Annotated in this window: 19 protein-coding genes and 2 pseudogenes; 4 read left to right on the top strand and 17 right to left on the bottom strand. The window is 39.5% G+C overall.

Translation table 11 applies throughout. The features are described 5' to 3' along the window. Positions 1-13: 13 nt before the first annotated feature. From ACZ47Z_RS05205 to ACZ47Z_RS05190, 4 genes and pseudogenes are all read right to left on the bottom strand, one after another. A complete protein-coding gene (locus ACZ47Z_RS05205) occupies positions 14-661 on the bottom strand; it encodes a potassium channel family protein (RefSeq protein WP_270347362.1) in 648 nt (215 codons plus the stop codon). Between the two features lie 13 nt (positions 662-674). Beyond that, positions 675-2,015 (bottom strand): TrkH family potassium uptake protein, encoded by a 1,341-nt coding sequence (locus ACZ47Z_RS05200; RefSeq protein ID WP_464525939.1) that lies wholly within the window; start codon positions 2,013-2,015, stop codon positions 675-677. Positions 2,016-2,149: 134 nt separating this feature from the next. Next, positions 2,150-2,380: a potassium-transporting ATPase subunit C gene (locus ACZ47Z_RS05195; protein ID WP_464525938.1), complete on the bottom strand. Its 231-nt coding sequence runs from the start codon at positions 2,378-2,380 to the stop codon at positions 2,150-2,152. 95 nt (positions 2,381-2,475) lie between these two features. Continuing rightward, a pseudogene (locus ACZ47Z_RS05190) lies at positions 2,476-2,652 on the bottom strand (cytidylate kinase-like family protein); the annotation flags it as partial. Between the two features lie 433 nt (positions 2,653-3,085). On the opposite strand from ACZ47Z_RS05190, the gene ACZ47Z_RS05185 reads away from it, so the two are divergent. Both ACZ47Z_RS05185 and ACZ47Z_RS05180 read left to right on the top strand, forming a co-directional pair. Beyond that, entirely contained in the window at positions 3,086-4,447 is a 1,362-nt protein-coding gene (locus ACZ47Z_RS05185) for an MATE family efflux transporter (RefSeq protein WP_464525937.1), read from the top strand. After that, on the top strand, positions 4,444-4,800 hold the full coding sequence (locus ACZ47Z_RS05180) for a nitroreductase family protein (protein WP_083475086.1): 357 nt from the start codon (positions 4,444-4,446) through the stop codon (positions 4,798-4,800). The genes ACZ47Z_RS05185 and ACZ47Z_RS05180 overlap by 4 nt, the downstream gene beginning before the upstream one ends. Positions 4,801-5,404: 604 nt before the next feature. Here ACZ47Z_RS05180 and ACZ47Z_RS05175 read toward each other — a convergent pair. The 12 genes and pseudogenes from ACZ47Z_RS05175 to pcrA all read right to left on the bottom strand — a co-directional run bounded on the left by ACZ47Z_RS05175 (position 5,405) and on the right by pcrA (position 22,725). Further along, positions 5,405-6,442 carry a virulence RhuM family protein gene (locus ACZ47Z_RS05175; RefSeq protein ID WP_054752567.1) on the bottom strand — a complete coding sequence of 346 codons (1,038 nt, stop codon included), beginning with the start codon at positions 6,440-6,442 and terminating at the stop codon, positions 5,405-5,407. A gap of 65 nt (positions 6,443-6,507) precedes the next feature. Beyond that, positions 6,508-7,578: a 5-methylcytosine-specific restriction endonuclease system specificity protein McrC gene (gene mcrC / locus ACZ47Z_RS05170; RefSeq protein ID WP_464525936.1), complete on the bottom strand. Its 1,071-nt coding sequence runs from the start codon at positions 7,576-7,578 to the stop codon at positions 6,508-6,510. Beyond that, the gene (locus ACZ47Z_RS05165) at positions 7,575-9,971 is read right to left on the bottom strand and encodes an AAA family ATPase (RefSeq protein ID WP_054752565.1); all 2,397 of its coding nucleotides are present in this window, start codon (positions 9,969-9,971) and stop codon (positions 7,575-7,577) included. The genes mcrC and ACZ47Z_RS05165 overlap by 4 nt, the downstream gene beginning before the upstream one ends. A gap of 15 nt (positions 9,972-9,986) precedes the next feature. After that, the gene (locus ACZ47Z_RS05160; RefSeq protein ID WP_464525935.1) at positions 9,987-13,025 is read right to left on the bottom strand and encodes a type I restriction endonuclease subunit R; all 3,039 of its coding nucleotides are present in this window, start codon (positions 13,023-13,025) and stop codon (positions 9,987-9,989) included. Positions 13,026-13,071: 46 nt separating this feature from the next. Continuing rightward, positions 13,072-13,830 carry a toll/interleukin-1 receptor domain-containing protein gene (locus tag ACZ47Z_RS05155; protein ID WP_464525934.1) on the bottom strand — a complete coding sequence of 253 codons (759 nt, stop codon included), beginning with the start codon at positions 13,828-13,830 and terminating at the stop codon, positions 13,072-13,074. Then, positions 13,830-15,116, bottom strand: a complete 1,287-nt coding sequence (locus ACZ47Z_RS05150) for a restriction endonuclease subunit S (protein ID WP_464525933.1) — start codon at positions 15,114-15,116, stop codon at positions 13,830-13,832. Before ACZ47Z_RS05150 ends, ACZ47Z_RS05155 begins: the two co-directional genes overlap by 1 nt. 12 nt (positions 15,117-15,128) lie before the next feature. Then, positions 15,129-17,231 (bottom strand): type I restriction-modification system subunit M, encoded by a 2,103-nt coding sequence (locus ACZ47Z_RS05145; protein ID WP_464525932.1) that lies wholly within the window; start codon positions 17,229-17,231, stop codon positions 15,129-15,131. A gap of 77 nt (positions 17,232-17,308) precedes the next feature. Beyond that, positions 17,309-17,647: a hypothetical protein gene (locus ACZ47Z_RS05140; RefSeq protein WP_054752557.1), complete on the bottom strand. Its 339-nt coding sequence runs from the start codon at positions 17,645-17,647 to the stop codon at positions 17,309-17,311. A gap of 269 nt (positions 17,648-17,916) precedes the next feature. Then, positions 17,917-18,471, bottom strand: a pseudogene (locus ACZ47Z_RS05135) (virulence RhuM family protein); the annotation flags it as partial. A gap of 141 nt (positions 18,472-18,612) precedes the next feature. After that, complete coding sequence (gene rlmD / locus ACZ47Z_RS05130; protein WP_464525931.1) at positions 18,613-19,974, bottom strand: 23S rRNA (uracil(1939)-C(5))-methyltransferase RlmD; 1,362 nt, start codon at positions 19,972-19,974, stop codon at positions 18,613-18,615. A gap of 96 nt (positions 19,975-20,070) precedes the next feature. Beyond that, positions 20,071-20,313: a hypothetical protein gene (locus tag ACZ47Z_RS05125; RefSeq protein ID WP_015528785.1), complete on the bottom strand. Its 243-nt coding sequence runs from the start codon at positions 20,311-20,313 to the stop codon at positions 20,071-20,073. 105 nt (positions 20,314-20,418) lie between these two features. After that, the gene (pcrA, locus tag ACZ47Z_RS05120; RefSeq protein ID WP_464525930.1) at positions 20,419-22,725 is read right to left on the bottom strand and encodes a DNA helicase PcrA; all 2,307 of its coding nucleotides are present in this window, start codon (positions 22,723-22,725) and stop codon (positions 20,419-20,421) included. A gap of 153 nt (positions 22,726-22,878) precedes the next feature. On the opposite strand from pcrA, the gene ACZ47Z_RS05115 reads away from it, so the two are divergent. Next, complete coding sequence (locus ACZ47Z_RS05115) at positions 22,879-23,505, top strand: DUF1836 domain-containing protein (protein WP_464525929.1); 627 nt, start codon at positions 22,879-22,881, stop codon at positions 23,503-23,505. Positions 23,506-23,617: 112 nt separating this feature from the next. Here the strand turns inward: ACZ47Z_RS05115 and ACZ47Z_RS05110 are convergent, their stop codons facing one another. Then, positions 23,618-23,932, bottom strand: coding sequence for a YerC/YecD family TrpR-related protein (locus ACZ47Z_RS05110; protein WP_015528782.1), 315 nt, complete (start codon positions 23,930-23,932; stop codon positions 23,618-23,620). A gap of 285 nt (positions 23,933-24,217) precedes the next feature. On the opposite strand from ACZ47Z_RS05110, the gene ACZ47Z_RS05105 reads away from it, so the two are divergent. Next, a complete protein-coding gene (locus tag ACZ47Z_RS05105) occupies positions 24,218-25,390 on the top strand; it encodes a hypothetical protein (protein WP_118174457.1) in 1,173 nt (390 codons plus the stop codon). Positions 25,391-25,401: the final 11 nt, after the last annotated feature.

The raw sequence follows: 25,401 nt of genomic DNA, 5'->3' as shown, positions 1-25,401 counted from the left end.
CTTCTTTCAAAAATTAAATACGAAAACACTTTTGAATATGTTTTGTATCCCCGAGAACAAGCATGGTACTATTCTTCAATAACTGCGTATCGGAACTTATTTTCAAATTCATAATATCATTTGTTTTCAGTGCCATAATATTGATGTTATATTTTTTTCGTATATCCAACTGACCGATAGTTTTTCCTATCCATTCTCCCGGTATAGATATTTCAAAGATTGCATGTTCTTCATCTAGTTCTATGTAGTCGAGAATATGATCAGCACTATAACGGATCGCAACCCAATCGGCAAGCTGCCTTTCAGGATAAACAATTTCATCTGCGCCGTTTCTTAAAAGAAATTTTGCATGAACATCACGAGAAGCACGAGACACCACCATTCTTGCACCGAGTTCCTTCAAAAGGGACGTTACTTCCAATGAATTCTGAAAATCATCTCCAATTGCCACAATACAAACGTCAAAATTCCCAACACCAAGCGAACTTAAAAAATCCTCACTAGTCGCATCCCCAATCTGAGCGTTGGTTACAAAGGGAAGTACAGCATCAACTCGGGTATCTTCTTTATCTACCGCCATCACCTGATGGTGCAATTCATCTAATTTTATAGCAATATGCCGTCCGAATCTTCCCAGACCGATAAGTAATATTGATTTCATTTTTTATTCTCCTTTAACCTACTGTGATTTTTTCCTGAGGATATTTTGAACCGTTAAACTTTTTTTCAGAAAGGGTGGCAAAAATCAAAGTCAATCCGCCCACTCTGCCCAAAAACATCAAGCAAATCAAGATTATATGAGAAACAAGTCCCAGGTCAGGAGTTATTCCCAGCGATAACCCTACCGTCCCGATTGCCGACGCCGTCTCAAACAAAGCGGTCATAAGTGGAATATCTTCTGTGCTGCTAATTACCATTCCTCCGACAAGGAATAAAACGATATACATCAAAAAAATCGTAGCTGCATTTTTGATAGTGTCATCCGGAATTCGTCTGCCGAAAAAATGAGTGTGTTCCTTTTTTCTAAATACAGATAATGCCGATGAAACGAGCACTGCAAGAGTTGTCGTTTTCATACCCCCTGCAGTAGAACCGGGCGAACCACCGATGAGCATCAGAATAATGATAAGCATTTGCCCAACTTCACTGAGTAAAGTCAAATCTGCTGTATTAAATCCTGCAGTTCTCGGCGTAACAGATTGAAACAAGGAAACCCACACTCTTTCCATAAGAGGCACATTTGAAAACTCAAAATAAAAAAAGTAAAGAGCCGGTAAGAATATCAATAGTCCTGTTACCATAAAAATCACCTTGCTTTGCATTCTGTATTTTTTTAAATGCCATTTATGATTCTTTATATCCTCCCAGGTAAGGAATCCAATACCTCCTACAACAATCAGCACCATAATCACAAGATTTACAATCGGCTGTACAGAATAAGATGTCAACGAGGAAAAAGGGGTTCTTATACCGATTAGATCAAATCCTGCATTGCAAAAAGCAGAAATAGAATGGAACAACGAATACCATATTCCTTTCCAAACCCCAAAGTCCCTGCAAAAAACAGGGGCTAAAAGAGCCGCACCAATGATTTCGATAAGAATAGTAGTCCGAATAATAAATTGTGTTCTCCGTACAATCCCCCCCACCGTTGGAGCCGAAATTGCCTCCTGCATGGTACTTCGCTGCATCAACCCGATTTTGCGTCCGGAAACAGTAGCAATCGCAATAGCAATCGTAATAATTCCCATACCTCCGATTTGAATCAGCAATAAAATAACTCCTTGACCAAATAAAGACCAGTAGGTTGCCGTATCCTTAATAACCAGTCCCGTCACGCAAACCGCAGAAGTTGCGGTAAACAAAGCATCTGAAAAGGATGTACTCTGACCGCTTTTTGTAGCAATCGGCAGCATCAAAAGCAGACTGCCTAAGAGAATCACGGATAAAAACCCTAAACTAATCACTTGAAATGATGTCATATGCCGATGTCTTGACCTGTTTTTCTGTTGCATAACTATGTCCCCATAATTTTAATTTCTTTTTTATATTTTCTTTATTCTATCTTTATTTGTATTAAATGGACGTAAGTAAGTTTGTTTTGAAATTAAGATTGTATAAAGATGAGCAGAAGTCCGAAATCTTCTGCTCATCTTTGGAGAGCGCTAGTTATAGGATACCGTCCAACATCAAATTGACTTTCAGAACATTTACGGTTTTTCTCTCCAAAAACACCTAAAAATCTACTGTCGGTGCATTTTTCAATAATATCTCTGACTTTTTCTTCACTCATATTATTTGCTTTTGCAATTCTTGTCACCTGATATTTAACCGCCGTAGGGGAGATATGTGGATCACGTCCGATGCCGGAACAGGTCACAAGTTAAGATATGCTAAAAATACAAATTAGCAAGCAATGCAATTCTCCGTAAGATTGTGTATTTAGCAGAAACCTCTCTTCGGAATTTCTTTCAAATATAAGCCTTTTTTCGGAGACAATTCTGCACTTTCCTGAATATATTCTGGTGCTAAACCGGACTTTTCTGCAATCTGGCTGATAATATTTTTATCATAGTAGGCACTTCCAAGTTTCTTTGCTACTTCTTCCCCGATAAAACGCCCGCCACTTCCAAATTCTCTGCTGACTGTAATATAAGATTATTGGGATTCCCATTTGGATCATCAGCTTATTCACCTGCATCTCCTTCATCTTGTTGCTTTCTGACATTTTGTTTAAACTCCTCTCTTTTTGGCACAAAAAAGTGCGCACCTTGTCTTATAAGCTGGACTTACGCTGACAAGCTACACACTTTTTCATAACAAATATATTATTTTAACAAAGCGAAAAACGAGTAGCTGCTAAACTGGATTTACACTTACCTGCTACTCGTCTACTATAATTATATTTCCAGTTTTTCCAAAATCAAATAAATTTTTCTTGCATTTTCTCTTCTCTTTCGTTTATAATATACCCGAAAAACAATAATTATAACGAAAGCCGGCTTGTAAAAGCGTGAAATCATGAGGATTTGCTTGTCCTTACAGATTTCACGCTTCTTTTTTTGCAATGCCACGAGGAGGTCTTATGAATTCAAAAAACAAACTGGCAGAAATGCCAATCCGTCCTTTAGTGTACACAATGGCTATTCCATTGATGCTCTCTTTACTTGTGCAATCGCTTTATAACATTGTTGACAGTATCTTTGTGGCCAGACTGTCTGAAACAGCTCTGACCGCTGCATCGCTAGTATATTCCGTTCAATTTTTAATGATTGCCGTGGGTGTCGGAACCGCAGTAGGTCTGAATTCCTTGCTTTCCAGAAAAATAGGGGAACATAAAACTGAAGAAGCATGTCAGGCTGCCACAACCGGACTTTTCCTCATGCTCTTTACATCCATCATCTTCTCTTTCGCTGGCATTTTTCTGTCCGATACGATTGCCTTTAAAATGGCTACAGATCCAGAATTACAAACTCTCTGTAAACAATATCTTTCCATCAATCTCGTGTATTGCTGTGGAATCTTTTTGCAAACTTATGGGCAAAGACTGCTACAGGCTGTTGGAGATACTGTTTTATCTATGATTTCTCTGATCATAGGTGCTATTTTGAATATTATTCTTGATCCCATTATGATTTTCGGTCTGTTTGGCTGCCCTGCAATGGGAATCCGTGGTGCAGCAATCGCAACTGTCATCGGACAAATGGTGGGGGCCATCGCTGCTTTATTGTTTAACCGTTTCCGAAATCCTCTCATCCATGCCCATCTAAAAAACTATCATTTCAGGTGGCGAGACGTTGCTGATATTTACCGGGTGGGGCTTCCTACAATTATCATGCAGGCCATCGGAAGTATTATGACACTTGCAGTAAACAGTATTCTCCTACCTGTTTCTGCAACAGCAGTTGCTTTTTTCGGTGTCTACTATAAATTGCAAAATTTCCTGATGATGCCTATCAATGGTCTTGGACAGGCTGCCATTCCTATTGTCGGATATAATTACGGCAATAGAAAATATCATCGAGTACAGCAGACATGGAAAGTTTTACTTCCTACCGGAGCAATTATTGCCTTATGCGGAACCGTCATATTCTGGTGTTTTCCCGGACAATTATTGCAATTATTTTCTGCAAGCCAGGAAATGCTGACTCTCGGTATTCCGGCACTGCGAATCATCTCCGTTTCCTTTGTTATGGCTGCAATTACAATCCTGTGCGGATATTTTGCTTCCGGCCTCGGAAACGGCATCATTAATATGGTCAGTGCTGCTATAAGGCAACTTATTTTATTAGTTCCCTGCCTCTTGATTTTCATAAAAATCTCTGGCATTTCACATGGCTGGTATGCAGTCTGGATCGCAGAAATCGTTGCCTGCATTTATAGTTATTACATGTCACATAAATTACTAAAAACAATTTTCGCACACAAATTGGAGGTAAGAAAATGAACGAAATTTTTCACAGAACAAGTCCTTATGCCGGAGGTACCGCATCTGCTCCTCTCGCTTTTGTCGCTTGTTACAGAACAGCTTGCAAAATGCCAGAATATGCTCAGATAGATATGAGTGCCTCTGTTGAAAATCTTTTATTGGAAGCAGATTCGCTTGGGCTTGGTGCTGTGTGGCTTGGAATCGCACCACTAAAAGAACGTATGGAAGCAATCCACAATGTACTGCAAATTTCTCAAGATTTAGTTGCCTTTGCAATTGTACCATGTGGTTATCCAGATGCGCTACACTCTCAACAAGATCGTTTTGATTTCAAACGAGTCCACTATATTTCCAAATACAGTAAACAGTAAAATTTCTATCATCAGACTGTTTCCTAGCATAATCCCATTAATCAAAAAAGGAGACATGCACTTTTTGTGTCATATCCCCATAAGTATCGTTTCCTTTTGCGTATAATTAATTTTACAATTTTCCATTATTAATGCAAAAGACATTTACCACAATATTTCTTCTGTTACATATTAGCATTTTTTACTATAACTGCGTTTTATATTTCTACGAATTCACCCGATGTAGACAACACATGGCTCGATAGGTCCGGATTGATGTCGGTAATCTGGAACCTATCCCGGCTAATATTGTATGTACCAAAATATCTCCGTTTGTTCGTGGAAACATATCTATTAATTCTGTATCAAAAATATCTTGATACATTCTGCTATCCATATCGCAGATTGAACCTCGTTCGTCCACGGAAAAAGTTCAACTTTTTTATTCGTTTCTACTATTATAGTGATTCTAACATAAAAGTCAAATCTTGCGAGGAACCGCCATCGCCTCAACCTTGTCCGTTCTTCCTAGAAAAACAGGTCAACGGCTATTTTTCGCCCCGACGGATGACCCAACTCCCATGCACTCGACCTTGGCAAGCTGAAAATTTTAATGGAGATGCTGCTACTTCTTCGCACTCTCTTCCAGTTCCAACATGTATTTATCAAAGTCAGACATAAACAATCTGTCCTGGATGACACGATACTTTTCAAATTCAGTCTCCGCTTTAGCCTTGGCAATCTCTGCCGTGATCTTTCCTGCATCCTGAAGGACCTCTCTGTCATCAGCCATCAGGAATAAATCCAGACGCTTTGCCCAGTCCTCCATTGTCATCGGAATGTGACGCTCTGCACGATCCTCTGCTAGATCCAGGTATGCCGAAACGATACGCTCTAATGAACGCATTTCCTGCTCTGAAAGATAATTCTTCGCAACACTCACATCACTTTTTACAATCTTTCCTTCCGGTGCTGCTGCCCACGTGGTCAGCCCCATATGTGGCTTATCAGCATCTGCTCGCTCATAAATCAATTCTGCTGCTGTATGACCGTGAACTGCATAATGCATTTTATTCTGCACCTTTGCAAAAAACTGCTTTGTCGTTTTTGCTGTGCGGTCGTAATCAAGTGCTGTGGCATAGATGTCCGTTATCTTCTGATAGAATCTACGCTCAGACAAACGGATCTCACGAATCTGCTCAAGCAAGCGATCAAAATACTCTGTTGTGAGCACGGAACCACCGTTTTTCAGACGCTCGTCATCCATGACCCAGCCTTTGATGGTATAGTCCTTTGCAATTTGATTGACCCATTTACGGAACTGCACTGCACGCTCAGAATTGACCTTGAATCCAACAGCAATGATCATCTCCAAGGAATAGTGATTTGTGCTGTAACTTTTTCCGTCAGCGGCAGTTATTCGAAATTTTCGAATAACTGAATCCTCCTGTAACTCACTGTCCTCAAAGATTTTCTTAATGTGATAATTTATAGTATTAGTGCCGACATCGTACAACGTAGCCATCATCTTCTGTGTCAGCCATATATTCTCATCCTCGTAGCGCATCTCAATACTGTCCTGCTGATCACCAACAGAGGCAACATAGGTCAGATATTCCGCTGCGCTGGAACGGATGGTTATTTCGTCTTTTTTCTTTTTCAAATAGGAATCCTCCTTCTGGTTTCTTCTCATTTCACTAATTGAAAATCACAACAAAATTAATAGTTTTAATATGCCTTTGTAAGTCCAGAAAAATGCGACTCCACAATTCTATCCATCTGATTAACAATCTCCGCAAAAGGCTGGTTCAAGTCTAGGGTTTTAACACTTATCTGACTTCCATGCATTTGATACACATTGTCCGGTTGAATTTCTTCTTCTGTCTTTGCATATAGAAGCATTCCAGAAACTGTATTTTTATCCTCTCCAAATTGATAACTCCGATTTTTTACGTATGTAAAAATCTGATACAAATTATTGGAATGAATCGTATGTTTATCAAACTGGGACTGTGTTGTGTGACTATAGTATTTTGCGTCAATAATAAGTACAGTATTGCCACGTTGCAGATGAATATCACTTTGCATGACCGGAAGCATGGTTCCAATACCATCATCCAGTGACCACGGAATCTGTGATGCACTGACAGATAATTCAGGATAATGTCTGCTGTAATATTCCAGAATAAATTTCTCATACAGCCTACACGTACGTTGCTCATCTACGAAAGAGGCTAACCTATAATCACCTGAATCTGTTGTAATAAGCATCCCCTCAATAATCAACTGGCAAATACTTACAAGCATTCTATATGTTTGATTATTACGCTGAAAACGAATGGACGACCATTTAATTCCTGTTGGTTCTATTATCTCTACATTTGAAAAATACAACATTTTCTTTTTTAGATCATCTTTGTATTTTGCTTGCACTTTTCCATTGCGTAAAAGAAGCGTAACAGTTGTTTTCAGTATTTGATTCAGTAAATTGTTTTCCGACAACTCATCAAAGTCGCAAGTAAGTACCCTTTTATGTGCCAACCTATTTTTAATTGTACCCGGCATATTTATTTTGCCGCGCATAACTGAAAGTTCTTCCTGACGACTTATGTATTCTCTATATAGCCCTTGCTTTAACTGCAATCCAATTCCCTTAGACAGAATCGCTGCCAGCAGATTATACATCTCATCAAAAGACTCTACTGCAACATCTTCATAGGTTTCTTGGTTCAGTGCCTGAAAAGCATAAGAAAGCATATGATAAATATTATTGATTAAAATGCTCTTATCCTTTGTCATTGAAATACACCATGCAAAATATTCTCCCAACGTTGCAGTTTGTCTGTATCATCAAACCAGTATTCTGCTAACATAGGCAACACATCAAAATCAACCACATCTTGCATCCATTCTTCTGTACACTCATCTGTGTTACAGAAATAGCTATGCCCAATACAGAAACCTTTACCAAGTGATTTATCTTTAGCAATTTCTTGGTTCAATTCCTTAATACGGTCAATCAGAGTATTGAATGTGTCGTTTGCGAATCCTTCCTGATATTTAATAAAACCTTCTGAATCAAATCCCGGTTCCATATCAAAGAAGCTAAAACGACGACGAAGTGCGTAATCAATCATCGCCAGACTTCTATCAGCAGTATTCATCATGCCAATGATATGTAGACGCTTTGGGACAGAGAAGCTTAGGCCATTGTAGGCTAATGTTGCTTTCGTATCTCTATAATCTGCCTCAATTAACATGAGTAACTCACCAAAGATCTTACTCATATTTCCACGGTTGATCTCATCAATGATAAAGAAATAATCTTTATCAGGATGGTTTGCAGCCTTTTGACAAAATCTATAGAAAATACCATACTTCAATTCAAATCCATCTTCAACCGGCTTATACCCCATCATGAAATCTTCATAGGAATAATTCTGATGGAATTGCACAAACTCTATGCGATCATCATCCTTCTCACCTATAATCGAATATGCAAGTCTCTTTGCCGCAAATGTCTTTCCAACACCTGGAGCACCTTGAAGAATAATATTTTTCTTCTTTTTCAAAACTGCAACTAAGCGATCATACTTTGCTTCAGTCATATATACATCATTTAAAAACTTTTCTTTGTCATATTTTTCAATACTATCTGCTGCAGGTGGTGCTGGATTTTCATCACGAATCATGTCATAAATGAAATCATATTCACCCTTTGTCAGTTTGAACAAACTCCCCTGCGGATTACCAAAGTACTCCATCTTTTCAAGTTCTGGACAAGCTTTCAGAGTTGCATAATCAATTGGAGAAGACAGCCCTTCTACTTTTTCAAAATAAATTGATTTTCCATCTTGTTCTGCACTAATTTTGAGAATTGCAACTACCTGCTTTACCGGTGTGGACTCATAGCCGATTATCATATCTCCAGCCTTTGCATCTAAGAAATTCTGAAAAATACGCCGTTTATTGCCATTATCATTATATAATGTATAATCCTGTACTTCTCCAACTGGCATGCTAGCCATACTCCATATTTTTGGATTTGCATTCAAAAACCAGTATCTATGATCTTCTTCTCCTTCTTCATCTTGCGCATACAAAAGGACTTCTGATAAATCGATCTGATCTAGAGCTTCTGCTAATTCATCACGAAGTTTCCAAACATAAGATCCTTCTTCATCTTTTGCAGCATTCTTACCAACATATAATACAGGCCAGAATCGAGAGTTTTCTTCATCTCTTGCAATTACTGGACATCCAGTTTTTTGAACAATACGTCTTGCCAATGCAACAGATCCACTATTATAAAAGTTCTTGGTTTCTCCGTATTTCACAGCAAGCTGAGTGCAAGTAGCCCTTCCACCATAATCCTTCATTCGTTTCATGATTTCGAGACTACTCTCATTAAATACGTCTTTATCTGGCAGAAGCTCTAACCAATCCTCTACCGTTAATGCCGGAGTATAATCAGTCGGCCACCACTCATCCGATTTAGGACCTGGTTCCTCCTTGTTCCAATAGCGAGAAATAAAGAAGCCAACATCTATTGTAAGAGTTCGTAATTCAGGATCAGCGTAACATGTAGATGTCAGCTGAGAATTAAGCAGATTTTTAAGTTCATCATCCTGCTGAAGTTCAGCACAAATCTCATCATAAAATGCCACAAAATTCCTGATGTTATCAGCATAGGCACCCTTTTTGAATCGATAATCACTTTCCAGCTCCGACGAAACAGCTTTTACTTCACTCAATTTGTAAATGTAGTATTTATCCGGATAACGAAGCCATAAATATGTCATTATCGCATTTTCATACTGGTAATGCTGAGCTGCTCCATTGCCATACCTCTCTAATAACGTATTAGATTTATTTTTGAAGCTGGCTACTCTCTCATATAAATCCTTACTCTCATCATACAGTTCAATATACATTGAGCGTACTTCTTCTGGCGCAATCTCTGCAAACTTAGTAATCATTCTTGCTGGGAAGTTATTTACCGACGCCAACAAATTAGCCGTCTGAGCAAGTGACTTTGTTAGCATCTGTGCAAAATCATCTGAATTGACATCCCAATTCAACTGAAAGCATTGCACAGCCTCCCATTTATATTTTTCATTAGGCCACTGTTGTTGCACAAATCGTTTTTTGTACTCTACCAGCACTTCTTTTAGTCGAAATTTATCGAACACTGTCTTTCACCGCCTTTATACTGATTCTCTAAGACTTTTATAAATCTCATCAGAAAAAATTCCCATCACCTGATGTTTCATTTCATCATTTGACAACAACATTGAGAAGAACTCTTGATTCTGTGACAATCCTTCAATAAGCGCATCATCAATATCATCAAAATAGGAGAACTCAAAGTCTTGCTGTGTGTTATTCTTAGCACTTGTTTTAAGTTTATCTGATTTCATAAGTATATCTCTAATCTGCAGCATAGCCTTTACAACAACATCGTTATCATAGTTCTTGCCAGTCTTGCTGTTAATCTCATCGATTATTTCAGACAGTCTCTTTTCTTTATCCTCGCTCAAACCAAAGTGTTCCGCCGTTGGCAGTTTCATTACCGGCTTTGCAACCAGGCCAGATGAAACATGTTCTTCACCTTTTTTCTGAACAAATTGAGATGCTTTGATCTTTCCATCCAAATTAAAACCACCACCTGGATGCTTAATATTGATATAAGCTAACAGGTATGAAATAAAGTTATACTTCTTGTGCAAATCAGTATCTTCAAAACTAGAAACTTGAAGCAAAAATTCATAATAACGAACAAATCCACGCATATCTGCCACAGCTTGACGCTGTGTTTCATATTCATAATGTTCTAGTAGCTTCTTGCTTTTTTGCAGGAAGAATGTCAATCTCTGCTTCTGTTTTCCTGTTACTTTCTGTGAATACAATATATCATTTGCAGCTTCAATGTCAGATGGATCAAATAATGCATAGGCATCAATAGTAGCTTCTAAGTCATAAATTGCATTAGGCGTTACTGAATTTGCCAGTAATGTTGTGGTGTAGTATGGAGCAAATGCAGCTTTGATATCCTCGTATGTATTTACGAAATCCAACACAAATGTCTTTTTATCATATGGAGCACAAATACGATTCAGTCTCGAAAGTGTCTGGACAGCATTAACACCTCTTAGTTTTTTCAGAACATACATTGCGCACAGTTTTGGCTGATCAAACCCTGTCTGATATTTATTGGCAACCAAAAGCACTTGATAATTATCTGTATCAAATTCTTTGGTGAGTCTATCCTCCGGAAAACCATTGATAGATGCCTCTGTGTATTCTTTATCATCATCCGGTAGTTTTACTTTTCCAGAAAATGCAACCAGAGCATGAATTCCGTCGTAACCTTTCTTGGTAATATACTCCTCGAAAGCCTGTCTATATTTAACAGCGCCTTGTCTGGACGCGGTAATAACCATTGCCTTAGCCTGGCCACCCAGTTCCTGCATTACCGTTGTTCGGAAATGCTCAACAATTACTTCTACACGCTGTGCAATATTAGTATCATGCAATTCTATAAAGCGTGCAATCTGCCTCTTTGCCGCATTCGTTTTACAACGAGGATCGTCTTCGATCTCCTTGTTAAGCTGGTAAAAAGTTGAATACTCTGTATAGTTCTGCAGAACATCAAGAATAAAACCTTCCTCTATAGCCTGCTTCATCGAATAAACGTGAAATGCTTCTCTCTGGCCATGTGTATTCAAACGACCAAACAACTGAATTGTTGTCGGCTTAGGTGTAGCTGTAAATGCAAAAATTGATACATTTGCTTGCTTACCGTTTCTTTTGATTTCACTTGAAATCATATCTTCAACATCTGATTCAGTTTGATCACCAGAACCAAGCGACATTGTTACCGCAGCCATATCTTTACCTGCAGTAGAAGAATGTGCTTCATCAATAATTACTGCAAAACTTTTATTCTTAAGTCCCTTTACACTATCAACAATATACGGAAACTTTTGAATTGTGGTTGCAATAATCTTTGTATTGCCATTCAAAGCAATCGCAAGGTCAGCTGAATTGCACTTATCGTCCATAACACGAATCAATCCGGCCTTATGCTCCATTCCCATGATTGCTTTTTGAAGTTGGCGGTCAACAACAACTCGGTCAGTAACAATAATAATGTTGTCAAAAATAATCTTGCTTTCTTCGTCATGAAGAGATGTTAAACGATGTGCCAACCATGCTATAGAATTTGTTTTTCCAGATCCAGCGCTATGCTGAATCAAGTAATTCTGCGCAGTACGATTTTCTCTAACATCTGTGAGCACTTTTCGAATGACATCCAGCTGATGATAACGAGGAAATATCAAATTCTCAGAGCGTTTGATTTTTCCAGTCTTATCATCTACTTTTTCTTTTGTCTCGACAAAAATAAACTTACTTATTAAGTCCAAAATCGTATCCTTTGTAAGAATATCTTCCCACATATAAGATACGCTATACTTATCTTCAAACGCAGGATTTCCAGCACCAGCAGTTACACCTTCTCCGTTTCCCATATTAAAAGGAAGGAAGAATGTAGCGTCACCTGCGAGTTTTGTCGTCATATACACTTCTTCTAGGTCCATAGCAAAGTTTACCAACGTACCTGCTTTGAACATAAAAAGACGTGTTTTAGGGCTACGGTCAGTTCTGAACTGATAAATTGCATCTTGATAAGACTGCCCAGCTGCATTGCACTTAAGTTCAAATGCAATAATAGCTAGTCCATTCAGAAAGATAACAATATCGATTCGTTCTTTATCGCTGGCCCACACTTCCTCCATTGCAGAGAAAATATTCTGTCCATACTTTCTGGTCAAATCTGGATTGAATGTAGTTGCCGGTTTTGTATACATAAGTTCCAGCTTCTGATTAGAAATTTCAATTCCATGTTTCAGCACATCAAGAAGGCTGCTACGAGTTTTTGTCGTTTCAGCATTGATAAAACTAACAATCGTCTCTTCCAAATCAGACTTATATATTTTTCTCAAATATTCCATCGTTTCGTGCTGAGTATCTTCTAGAAACTTAAAGAGCATCTCTCGGTCAACTGCAAAATAGCGGTCAAAGTTACTTGCCTTACGAATAATATAACCGTTGTCCTTTTCCAGCCTTTCAAGGAGGAATTTTTGATATTCTTTTTCGGAGAGAATTGATGCGTGATGACGAAGCTTCTCGCTGTACGCAGCAACTCGTTTTGCAGCATTTTCTACATGTTTTTCTGCATCCAAATCCGTAATATCAATTATCGTTTTATCATCCATTGGTTATCCCTCCTTACTCACTTTTCAGCCGTTTGATTAGTTGACGTGCAAAAAGCAAAGCAATCTGGTCGCAACTATACTTGGATGAGTCAATCGCTTGTATATCCGCTATAGATGGATACATTTCTTGTAACTGTGAAACCGTAATGTTGTGCAAAATCGGAAGAATCAGCTTCTGTCCATTTCTATTCTGTCGATTTAAAAACTCATTCAATTCACGCTCAGTCCACTCTCGATCAAAGAAGTTTTCCGAAATAACGATAATTGCAAACTCTGCTTTTTTCGTGCCGTTCAGAATACGATCCTTCCAATTATCTCCCCACTCCAAAGACTCTTTATCATAAAAAATCTTAATTCCCAGTTTGTTTAATGACTGATATAATTCTTCAATCAAATCTTCTTTATCCTTGTTAGCATGGGAAATAAACACATCAAATTCGGGCAAGGTTTTTGCCTGATACTTTGGTACACTAACCATTGAAATTCCGTTCATTTTATTTATAAATTCTTGGTCCTTACTGATGCTCTCCAAACATCCAACGAGATTTTTGTAAGCATCCAGATTTCTATGAAACAGAATTGTTTTCATGCGGTCGCCTAATGGATGTTCTTTAAGATAATTATTGTAAAAAATCTCTACATCATTGATCCATACTTCACTCGGACGATTATATTCGTTTATATCCGTACCGATTGCCGCTGCATTAATTGGGCTTTTAATAGAATGAGTCCTTTCTAGCAGATTATTAAGTTGTTCTTCAAAAGTAGCCATTAGACAACCTCCTTCTTTCCAGTTACATACTCGAAGATGAGTGATTTCTTGTATTCGTCAAGCGTTGCAAGCTGAGCTTTTTTATCGGCAATAACAGCATCCGCTTTTGCAAGCACCGCATCGATATGTTCAACAATCGCTTTTTGTTCATCCAGCGGTGGAACAGGGTATGAGAGATCTGCTAACTTGTTCCAGCGCAAATCACAAGAACGAACTCGGATTCCGGTTGCCAGTGCAAGGAATACATCACTGTACGCCATGCTGCGAAGATAGTACATAATGTATCGCTTGTTTTGGTTGGTATCTAAAACATTAAGCACAGGTGACGCCTTGCCTCTTGAATCAGAAATGCCAATAGCGCCTGCAAAGCCGTCCATACCATGTACAACCAGATCACCGATATCAATGCCTTGATAACCGATTTCTTTATCAGACATCGTAAAACCATCTTCACGTCGATTGCTTCTCAGGGTTACCTCACCATCGCGGAAACAGGTTATTACACCATCATCTTCACGCACCGGTTTCTGCATATATCGTAGAATGTACTTGCCACGAATAACCTCCCAATGTGAAGGCATATTGCCAATCCATTGAATCCCGCTGTCCTTCATCTCGGCATCGGGATTCAGTCCTTTGGTGACAGTTTCGGTGATAACAGACCGCTTGTACTGCTCCAGCGTGTCGATCTGAGTTTGAATGTCGGTGGTCAGCACATCAATTTCAGCGCATTTAGCATCGAGAAAATCGGCAATGCGGTGCTGCTCACCTGTTGGAGCAACCGGTATAAAAAGGCCACCAAACTTATCCATCGGAATGCGCATTCGAATTGTATTCAATTTTCCATTTCCAGATTCTTTAATAAGAATGCCATTTCCAAGTCCAAACAAACTGCGTTGAAACATCGTTGTCTGAAAGATATAGTTATAGTAGCGTACATCTTCCTTTGCATTCCAAGGGCGAAGCATATAATAAACAGGACTAACACAACCAAAATATCGCGACAGCCCCACAGAGCCAGACAATATATTCATGCTATTCATTACGATATCCCCAGGATAAGCCAGTCTGTATGCACTCACATCCTCTTTAGGTTTGTTTCCTCCACCTTCTTTTTGATCGTATGGAATGACGCCTTGTTTAGCAGTCAACGAAAGAATTTCTGTTGTCCTAACAGGATTATTTTTCTCAACTCGTTCTTGCAAACAGTATTTTATTTTTCTTAGTTCCCAATTGGAGGGAAGCTCTCCCAACCAAGAGATTCCACTCGCTTTCATTTCTCTCATATCAGCACCACCTTACTCAAACAGCTTTGCCACACGCTTTGAAACCGAAAATTCCAGTTCCATAAACTTTGTTTCCAGCTCTTCACTTGGCGTTGATGCCTGATATTTGTAGAAATACCGCGTGAATGGGATTTCAGCACCGGTCTTGATGACAGGTTTTTTCTTTCCAAGATCTTCCTCAAAAAAAGCGGCGGCATCCGGGATATGAGGCAAAACCTCACGTGCCATATAATCTTCGATGCTTTCCTCCCATTTCACCAGTTCGGTGTCCTTGGTTTCTTTGTCGTAAATAATCCTTCCCTTGCGGTCACGTTGAATTTCTGCATTCTTATCCATAATAGAGAGGCCATTAGCAATCTTGTCGAGCAATTTTTTATCAGATGTTGCCGAAGCAAGTGCCTTAGTCAGTACAGGCATAAACTCAGTCGGTGAATTATATACTTGTTCTGAAGTGGCAGCTTTCAATGTAGTAATAATCTCATCGTATAAGGCCTGATTGTTTTGGAATGATTCTAATTTTTTCTGTTCTTTGCCAGTTAGTTCTTCAGCATTCTCCAATTCATTAACCTTAGCCTGATCATAGAGAGAAGAAAGCGCACCCTTAGACAGCATAGCTTCGATACGCTCCTCTGTAATGGCATAGCTACGCTGAAGAGGCTGCATAACCGTGTACTCACGGTAAATGAACTCCTCGTTGTCGTAAATCTTGCAGTACTCGTTTTCTGCAAATTCTGCATAGAGCTTCGTTACGGTGCTGCGGTCTTCCGGAGATATTTCATTTTTCTTATCACCCAGAGCCTTGCGCAGTTTGTGGAAGAAAGACGAAGCATCTATCAACTGAATCTTGCCCTTGCGCTCAGCACGTTTATTTTTTGAAAGCACCCATATATATGTAGCTATGCCAGTGTTGTAAAACAGATCTGTTGGCAATGCAATAATTGCTTCGATTAAATCGTTTTCTAACATCCAACGACGAATTTGGCTTTCTCCAGAAGCTGTACCACCTGAAAATAATGGACTACCATTTTCAATAATAGCAGCACGACCAAAGTTATCATCTATTTTGTCAATAGCAGATTGCAAAAACAACATCTGCATATCGCCAGAACCAGGGAGCCCAGCACCCCAACGGCCATCATGTCCCTTTGCGTATTCATCATTAACTGCTTTTTCTACACCTTCAGCGGCATCCTTTCCTCCCCAAGGTGTACCAAATGGAGGATTTTCAATGACGAAGCGCATCTTTGTTTCAGGAAAACAATCTTTTTTCATTGTATCCTGATACCATATATTCTCAGCATTTTGGCCCTTGATGAGCATTTCTGCAAGACAGATAGCATAAGATTCCGGGTTGATTTCCTGACCAAAAAGACGCACATCCGCAGTGGGATTGTACCTCTTAATGAAATTATAGCTTGTAGAGAGCATACCACCGGTACCACAGGCTTGGTCTAAAACCGTGATTACCTTTCCATCATCAAAAATATCATCACACCCTTCAGCAAGCAGAATGTTTACCATCAATTTGATGATATCTCGTCCGGTATAGTGATCACCAGCTTCGGCATTTTCAGAAAATCTACGAATTAGATCCTCGAAAATATATCCCATCTTTACGTTATCAATTGTGCGAGGATTTAAATCCAGATCTGAAAATGCTTTAACGACACTTAACAGACGGTCATTTTTATCCATCTTGTCAATTTGCTTATAAAAGTCCAAACCTTTCTCAGCAGATACAATAATCTCCTGAACATTTGGTGAAAAGCTTTGCAAATATGCTTTGAAGTTTGCAGCTAAATGGTCTGCATCGTTAATCAGCTCTGCCAGTGTAAATTCACTAGTATTGTAGAACTGAAATCCCGAAATACGATACATAGCTTTTGCTGGGTAATTTGAATTTGCTTTAAACTGTGCAACCACCTTATCTTTGGTAGGTTCCAGCGCACACTCAAAACGTCTGATAATAACCATCGGAATGATTACATCTTTATATTTATCACTCTGGTATGTACCACGCAGCTTATTTGCAATAGACCAGATAAAATTCACCTCTGTTGATACATCGATAGGGCTATCGTCCCACATTGCATCAATTGTCTGCTTTTGTGCCATTATATTTTCCTCCATTCAGACTAAGAGTTTCTTAGTCAATGTTAATTTTATATTTTTAGGTGTCCCAAAATCCGGACTTAGTCCTCAATTCCCATCATCATCTTATAGTGTTGTTCCTGATGCATAGCTGTGAAAATCAGTTCAAACACCTTTTTGCATTGTTCCACATCACTGCCGTCATCAATATAGTTGAATCCATCACTGATAACTGCTGGGCTATCATTCATGTATGTGAGCATACTTGAAGCAATATTGTAGCGATCATAATTTGGCTTCTGACCTTCTATTTCGTCCACAAACAAAGGTTTATTCTGCTCCAAAACAATTTTATGAAGATCATTTCCTTCATAACCGCATATCTGAATAAAGTAGTACTCAAGAATATGACGGATTACATTCTTCACTGTATTTGCCATTTTTAGTTCTTTGTATTCATCCCACAAAGCGGCATAAGAGTTCTGAATTGGATTATAGTTTTCTTGTTCAGTAGGTACTCTCTGGCTTTGCTTGGTGATGTGTAATCTCCTAATGGAAATAAACATTGTGAGTCAGGACGAAAATCTGTTTAATATAGTCTCCGTTGACTTTACGGCTTCCTGCATATAAAATTCTCGTGCTTTATCATTTTCCCCACGCATCAAAAGCCGATAATGAGTCCAACTCAATTCGCTACGCAATGCGTAGTCATTTGTTTTGACAACTCTTTTAGCAAGCCTGTACCATACTCTGCTTTCGGATCATAATCTATGCTCGTTGCATAAATTTCCAGAACCTGACGATAAAATACTTTCTCGGATGCACGAATATCACGGATTCTCTCTAACAATTCCTTGAAATATCCTCCGCCACCTAGATTTTTCAAACGATCATCATCAAGTGCAAAACCTTTTCTCATGTATTCTTTTAAAATTCCGGTTGCCCAGATTCTGAACTGTGTTCCTCGTTTTGATTTTACACGATAGCCAACAGAAATAATAACATCAAGATTGTAATAGTCTACATTGTAAACTTTTCCATCAGTAGCAGTTGTTGCAAATTTTGCAACAACTGAATCCCGCTGTAATTCACCTTCTGTAAATATATTTTTTATATGTCTAGAAATGGTTGATTTATCTCTCTGAAACAATTCTGCCATCTGATCAATGGACAACCAAACTGTATCACCATCAAAAGTAGTCTCAACTTTCGTCAGACCATCTTCTGTCGTATAAATAATCATATCTGCTTTTTCTTTATCCATAAATTAATTTTCCTCCAAAATCAGATATATTATCAACATGAACGAGTCACTATAGCGAAATCATCATTCCTCATCTTTACCATCTTTAATACGGTAGTAATCATCCATATCCTCACTGAGTTTTACCTTGGCATCTGGTTTTCATTTGCCCAAAAGACATACAACCTCACAATGCACCGTCTCACAGAACTGATCCACCGCCGTCATCTTCTCCACACGATATCCCGCCAGCTGCATCATCTCCAGATCACGTGCCAGACTGGTCATCTTACAGGAAATATATACAATCTTATCCACCCCATAATTCAAGATCTTCGGGAGTGCCTTCGGATGAATTCCGTCTCTCGGCGGATCCAGTACGATCACATCCGGCTTCTCTTCAATCTCATCAAGTACCTTAAACACATCTCCGGCAATAAATCTGCAGTTGGAAAGTCCGTTTCGGACAGCATTTTCTTTTGCTGCCTCGACTGCTTCTTCAATAATCTCGACACCGATCACTTTCTTCGCAACCGGAGCAAGCACCTGACCGATTGTTCCTGTTCCGCTGAACAGATCGAATACAACCTGATTATCAATATCTCCAATGTATTCTCTTACAGTCTCGTACAGCACTTCTGCACCTTTTGAGTTTGGCTGGAAGAAGGAAAATGGTGTAATCTTGAATTCCAGTCCGAGAAGCTTCTCATAAAAGAAGTCCTGTCCATAAAGAATTCTTGTCTCATCACTCTTCACGACATCAGACAGGGAGTCATTCAATATATGAAGGATTCCAACAATCTTTCCTTCTAATTCTAATGCCAGAAGTTCTTCTACTAATGGAGTTAAGTCATATTCTTCCTGCGTTGTCGTTACAAGATTCACAAGAATCTCGCCTGTTGTATCGCCTCGTCTCAGAAGAAGATGGCGAAGATAACCGACATGCTGCATTTTCTTGTAATAACTTACATTTCTTTCTTTGAAATAATCCAGCACACAAAGGAGAATCTTATCCATATCTTCATGGACAAGCTGACAGTCTCCTGCTGTCAGTACATCATAAGTACTTCCTTTTTTATGAAGACCGAGAGATAACGGACCGTCTTTGAATTCGTCTCCAAAAGAAAATTCCATCTTGTTACGGTAATGAAATTCCTTCGGACTGTGCTTCACACCCTCAAAAAGATACTCGCCTTTTACTACCGGATCCATAATCCTGTGGATCTGTCCTTCTTTCATCTTCACCTGCTCTTCATATGGCATTGTCTGATACATACAGCCGCCACAGGCAGGAAAGATACTACATACCGGCTCTCTTGTCTCTAATGGAGATTTCTCCAACACTTCAAGAAGTCTTCCTTCTGCATTTCCTCTTTTAAATTTATTTATCATAAAACGGATCTTCTGTCCCGGAATCCCATTTTTCACAGTAACATACTGTTCTTCCTCCGGAACAAATACAATCCCCTTGTTTGGGAAATCTACACGTTCAATAATCCCCTCGTAGATCTGACCTTTTTTCATCCTAATCTCCTATCAATTCTAATCTATTTTAACAGAAAAACAGACAGGATGGTTTCTTCTCTCACCCTGTCTGCACTTTTGCAATTCACTCAAGAATTATACCTGATCATCCTCGCTGAAGTAATCATCAAAATCGTCATCAAAATCATCTTCAAAATCATCAAGATAATCCGGTGATACAAAACGATATACTGCATAAGCGATTGCAGCTACTGCTGCTACTGCTCCGATGATAGCCAGTGTCCAGATTACTGTGTTCTTCTGCTTCTCAGCCTCATTCTTATGAAGAATCTCGTTCAATCTTGTTTCTGCAATGATGTCTTCTATTCTCTTGTTCATATTAACACGTCCTTTCTTCACCTTTTGCGGTGACAGATAATCTGTGTTTATTATAACACCTGACGATTCATATTACTACTGATTTATCATTTTTTTATAACTTTCTCATACCTTTACAAGCTTGGCAAATTTTGCAAACATCTTGCGTGTTCCGACACTGTCAAATTCAATCGTAACCTCGTGATCTCGTCCGCCTTCTTTGATATTCGTTACTGTTCCTTCCCCAAACTTCACATGACGTACCCGGTCTCCGACCTCATAACCAAGTGGACCATTTCCACCTGCTGCCAGCTGACTGCCCTTCTGCAGGGATGCCAGTGCCTGACTTCCTGTAACTGTCTTACTCGTTCCCTGATTCTTCGCAGGTGCCATTCCGCCAAATGCTCCTCCGAATGCCTGTGCCCGAAATGCTTCTCTGGCACGTGCATATGTATTCTGTTGTGCTGGCATCTCCGTCTCCTGAGTAAACTTCTTGTTTCCTGTATCAAGCAGTTCCCTCGGGATCTCTTTCACAAATCTTGACATCGGATTGTACTGTGTCTCACCGTGCACCATTCTTCTGCGCGCACTTGTCAAAGTCAGTTCCTGCTCTGCCCTTGTAATTCCAACATAACAAAGTCTTCGCTCTTCTTCCAGTTCTTCTCTGTCTCCCGCATTAATACTCATATATCCCGGGAAAAGTCCATCTTCCATCCCTGCAAGATAAACACGTGGAAATTCAAGTCCCTTTGCACTATGTAAAGTCATCAGAACAACATATTCCTGGTCTTCATCCAGACTGTCAATATCCGCAACCAAAGCAACTTCTTCAAGGAATCCACTCAATGTTGCCTTTTCATCTTTATCCTGACAACTTTCCTCATAAGTTGCCGCTTTACTGATCAGCTCATCTATATTCTCTTTTCTTGTTTTCGCCTCTTCTTTATCTTCATTTTCAAGGCTTTCTATATATCCTGTCTTCTCAATCACTTCCTGTAAAAGATCTGTGATACTCATCTCTTCTGCCAACGTCTTAAAATACTCGATCAATGCCGCAAAAGAGTCCAGTTTTGTTGCACTTCTTCCCACTCCTGCGATCAGCCCCGGTGCCAGTAAAGCCTCATAAAACCCAATTCCACGTTCTGTCGCAGACTCCTGAATCCGGTTAATTGTTGTAAGACCGATTCCTCTCTTTGGGACATTAATGATTCTTCTAACCGCAACATCATCACGTCCATTGTCGATTGTCTTGAGATAAGCAAGAAGATCCTTAATCTCTCTTCTCGCATAGAAATTCACTCCACCGACAATCTTATAAGGAATGTTCATGGCAATAAACTTCTCTTCCAGCAGACGGGATTGTGCATTCGTACGATAAAGAACTGCACTGTCATTATAGGAACCTCCCTGTCTGACAGCACTTTTGATATCTTCGCCAATGAAATCTGCCTCATCAAACGCAGTATCGAACTGACGCAGACGAATCAGTTCGCCTTCTCCGTTCTCCGTCCAAAGTGATTTTTCCTTTCTTCCACGGTTATTCGCAATCACGCTGTTCGCTGCATTCAGAATATTCCCTGTAGATCTGTAGTTCTGCTCCAGTTTGATCACCTTTGCATCCGGAAATTCATGCTCAAAGTCAAGAATATTCCGGATATTCGCTCCACGGAACTTGTAGATTGACTGGTCATCATCTCCAACGACACAAAGATTCTTATATTTTCCTGCAAGAAGGCTTACCAACTGAAACTGGACTGTATTTGTATCCTGATATTCATCTACCATAATATAGCGGAATCTTTCCTGATAACTCTCAAGCACATCCGGCTGTGTCTGCAAAAGCTGTACTGTCTTTACAAGCAGATCGTCAAAATCCAGCGCATTATTCGCCCTCATCTGCGCCTCATACTCGCGGTAAACCTTGGCAATCTTCATCTTTGCAAAGTCTCCTCCGGCATTCAGTTCAAATTCATCCGGAAGGATCATCTCATTCTTGGCAGATGAAATTGCTGAAAGCAGACTTCTTTCTTTAAACACTTTCGTATCCACATCTACTTTCCGACAGACTTCCTTAATTAATGTCTTCTGATCATCTGTATCATATATAGTAAAATGATTCTCATACCCTAATCTGTCAATAAACCTTCTCAAAATACGCACACATGCAGAATGAAATGTGCTCACCCATACACTTTCCGCTCCAAAACCGACAAGGTTATCCACACGCTGGCGCATCTCTTCTGCCGCTTTGTTCGTAAATGTGATTGCAAGGATATTCCATGGGTTCACGCCACGTTCTCCGATCAGATATGCGATCCTGTGCGTCAGAACTCTTGTTTTTCCTGAACCGGCTCCGGCAAGGATCAGAAGAGGGCCGTCCGTGTGGTAAACAGCCTCTCTCTGTGGTTCATTTAATTTATCATAAATGCTCATCTTTCCACTCCTTTAAAGTTATAAAGATATCTGTAAATGTATTCCCATTATCAAACACACGTTCCTGTTTGTCAACTACATTTTCCGGCCCTCTTATCTTTTGCTTGCCATCTAGTTTTAAATACTATATAATAAATGTATTGAGGTGATAACATGAATATAGACACAAGTAATCTGTTAAACAGCATTTTAGAAGAACTTTCTTCTTTAAGTTATGTGCATCCCGGCGATGTTCCGAATATTGATCTTTACATGGATCAAGTAACTACTTTTATGGATGAGCAGCTGGCTTCGACCAAACGTTACCCTGATGATAAGATCCTGACAAAGACCATGATCAATAATTATACGAAGAACAATCTTCTTCCACCCCCGGTGAAAAAAAAGTATTCCAGAGAGCACCTGCTCCTTCTGGTCTTCATTTATTATTTTAAAAATATCCTTTCAATCAAAGATATTGAGACAGTTCTTGCACCGCTCACAGAGAAATATTTTCCGGATGGAAGCTCTTTTGAATTAGCGGATATTTACAAAGAAATCTGCAAGATTGAAAAAGAACAGCTGGATTCCATCAAAGAGAATGTAACTGCTACTTACGAAAAATCTGCTGAGACTTTCACTCATCTTGCTGATGGCGAAGATAAGGAGATCTTACAGCAGTTTGCATTTATATGCAGCTTGAGTTTTGATGTATATATCAAGAAAATGATCATTGAACGGATCATTGATGACCTCTCTTCCAAGTCTTCAAAAAACGAAGAGAAAAAGAAAGGGAAATAAACATTTCTGTTTAAAACGAGATACAGCCTGCGAAAGACTTTATCAGGATCTTCCGCAAGCTGTATCTTTTGATTGATAAAAGGTATTTTATTGTAAGCTTAATTCTTAAGTGTTATTCTTCCGTTCCATTCTCTTCCTCAGCAAGCCCTACACGTTTGAAAACCATATCATATCCGTCATTCCCATAATTAAGAGAACGGTTCACACGACTGATTGTCGCAGTGGATGCTCCTGTCTTCTCCGCGATCTCCAGATATGTCTTCTGTTCACGGAGCATTCTTGCCACTTCAAATCTCTGTGACAATGAAAGCAGCTCATTGATCGTACAGATGTCTTCAAAAAATGTATAACACTCTTCTTTATTCTCAAGGCTTAAGATTGCCTGAAACAGATAATCTACTGCCTCGGTTCTGATCTTCTTACTCATACGAAACAATCTCCTTCTCAACCGGCTAATTATATGATGGCTTACGGCATACCATAAACCATAACAATACCTTTTGCCTTCTCAGGCCACTTTTTGATTTTAACACATTAAATTTTTAAAGTCCACCATTTCTTATGAATTTAAACTAAATTCTTGCACAATTTTGATTTTTTTCTAAAACATTTTATGTAAAACACACTTTTTTCGTTGTTCTTCCTCTTTTAAGATGCTATAATAAATCTGTTATAAATATTTTGATACAAAAGAGAGGAGTACATGATTAATATGAAGTGCCCAATATGTGGAAAAGACCTGGATTTGCAGAATAAGCAGATTGGCACCAGCGAAAACGGGGATCCAATCTTTAATGAATATGCAATCTGCCATAGCTGTAAAAAGCAATGGAACCTTGATAAACAACGTGCAAAGAAGATCGCTGCCAAGAAAGCTGCAGAAGAGAAAGCAAAAGCTGAAGCTGCCGCCCGTGCTGCTGAAGAAAAAGCGAAAGCCGAAGCTGCCGCCCGCGCTGCTGAAGAAAAAGCGAAAGCTGAAGCTGCCGCCCGTGCTGCTGAAGAAAAAGCGAAAGCTGAGGCCGCCGCCCGTGCCGCTGAAGAGAAACGAGCTGCCCGCAGAGAAGCAAAAGCCCGCGCCCGCAAAGAAGCGATTGCCCGCCTTGCTGCTGACAAAGGGATTTCAGAAGAAGAAGCTGAACGTATTCTTAAGGAGAGAGCCAGAGCCCGCAAAGCCGCTGCACAGAAAGCTGCCACTGATGCCACTGCCACTGATAATTCCGAAGAGCAGAAATATGGGAACATTCCAGCGGAAGAAATCCGTGATAAGCGTGAAAAAGCAGTTCGCAAGGGATACGAAGATATGCTTGCAACTGACCCTGACAGTAAAGCTGCCAAGAAGAAAAAGAAAGAGGAAGCCGAAACTGCGAAAGCAAAGGAAGATGTAAAATCCAGAAAAATGGATGACTATGATGATAAGAAATCCTCTGATGATGAAGATGATGATGAATATGAATATGTAGACGAATATCCACGCTTCAGACCTGGACGCATCATCCTTGGAATCATTTCCCTGCTTGCATTTGGTTTCTGTATTTATAAAGGATTCGTAACAGGACTCAGCACATCAGGAGCTGACGTAACTTCTGCTCCAGGCATGAATTATGTCATTGTTGCTCTTTGTATGCTTGTCACTGCACTGTTATACTTCATCATGAATAACCGTGATACACTTTTTGCATTCCTTATCCCGATGATTGTCTATATCGGTGGTGCTGTTTTTGCTTTCCTGAAACATGGAGATGAATTCGAGCTTCTGATTTTAGCCGGTGTAAGTGGTGTACTTGCTGTTATTTCACTGATTCTCGCAATTGCTTCCCGCGGTGGAGATGATTACGATGATGAAGATGATTACGACGATCCATTTGAAGAAGAACACGATAATTAAAATCGCGTTGT

The sequence above is a fragment of the Mediterraneibacter faecis genome (assembly GCF_055383675.1).
Note: the sequence above shows the minus strand (reverse complement) of the source record. Positions and strands in the feature narration are given on the sequence as shown.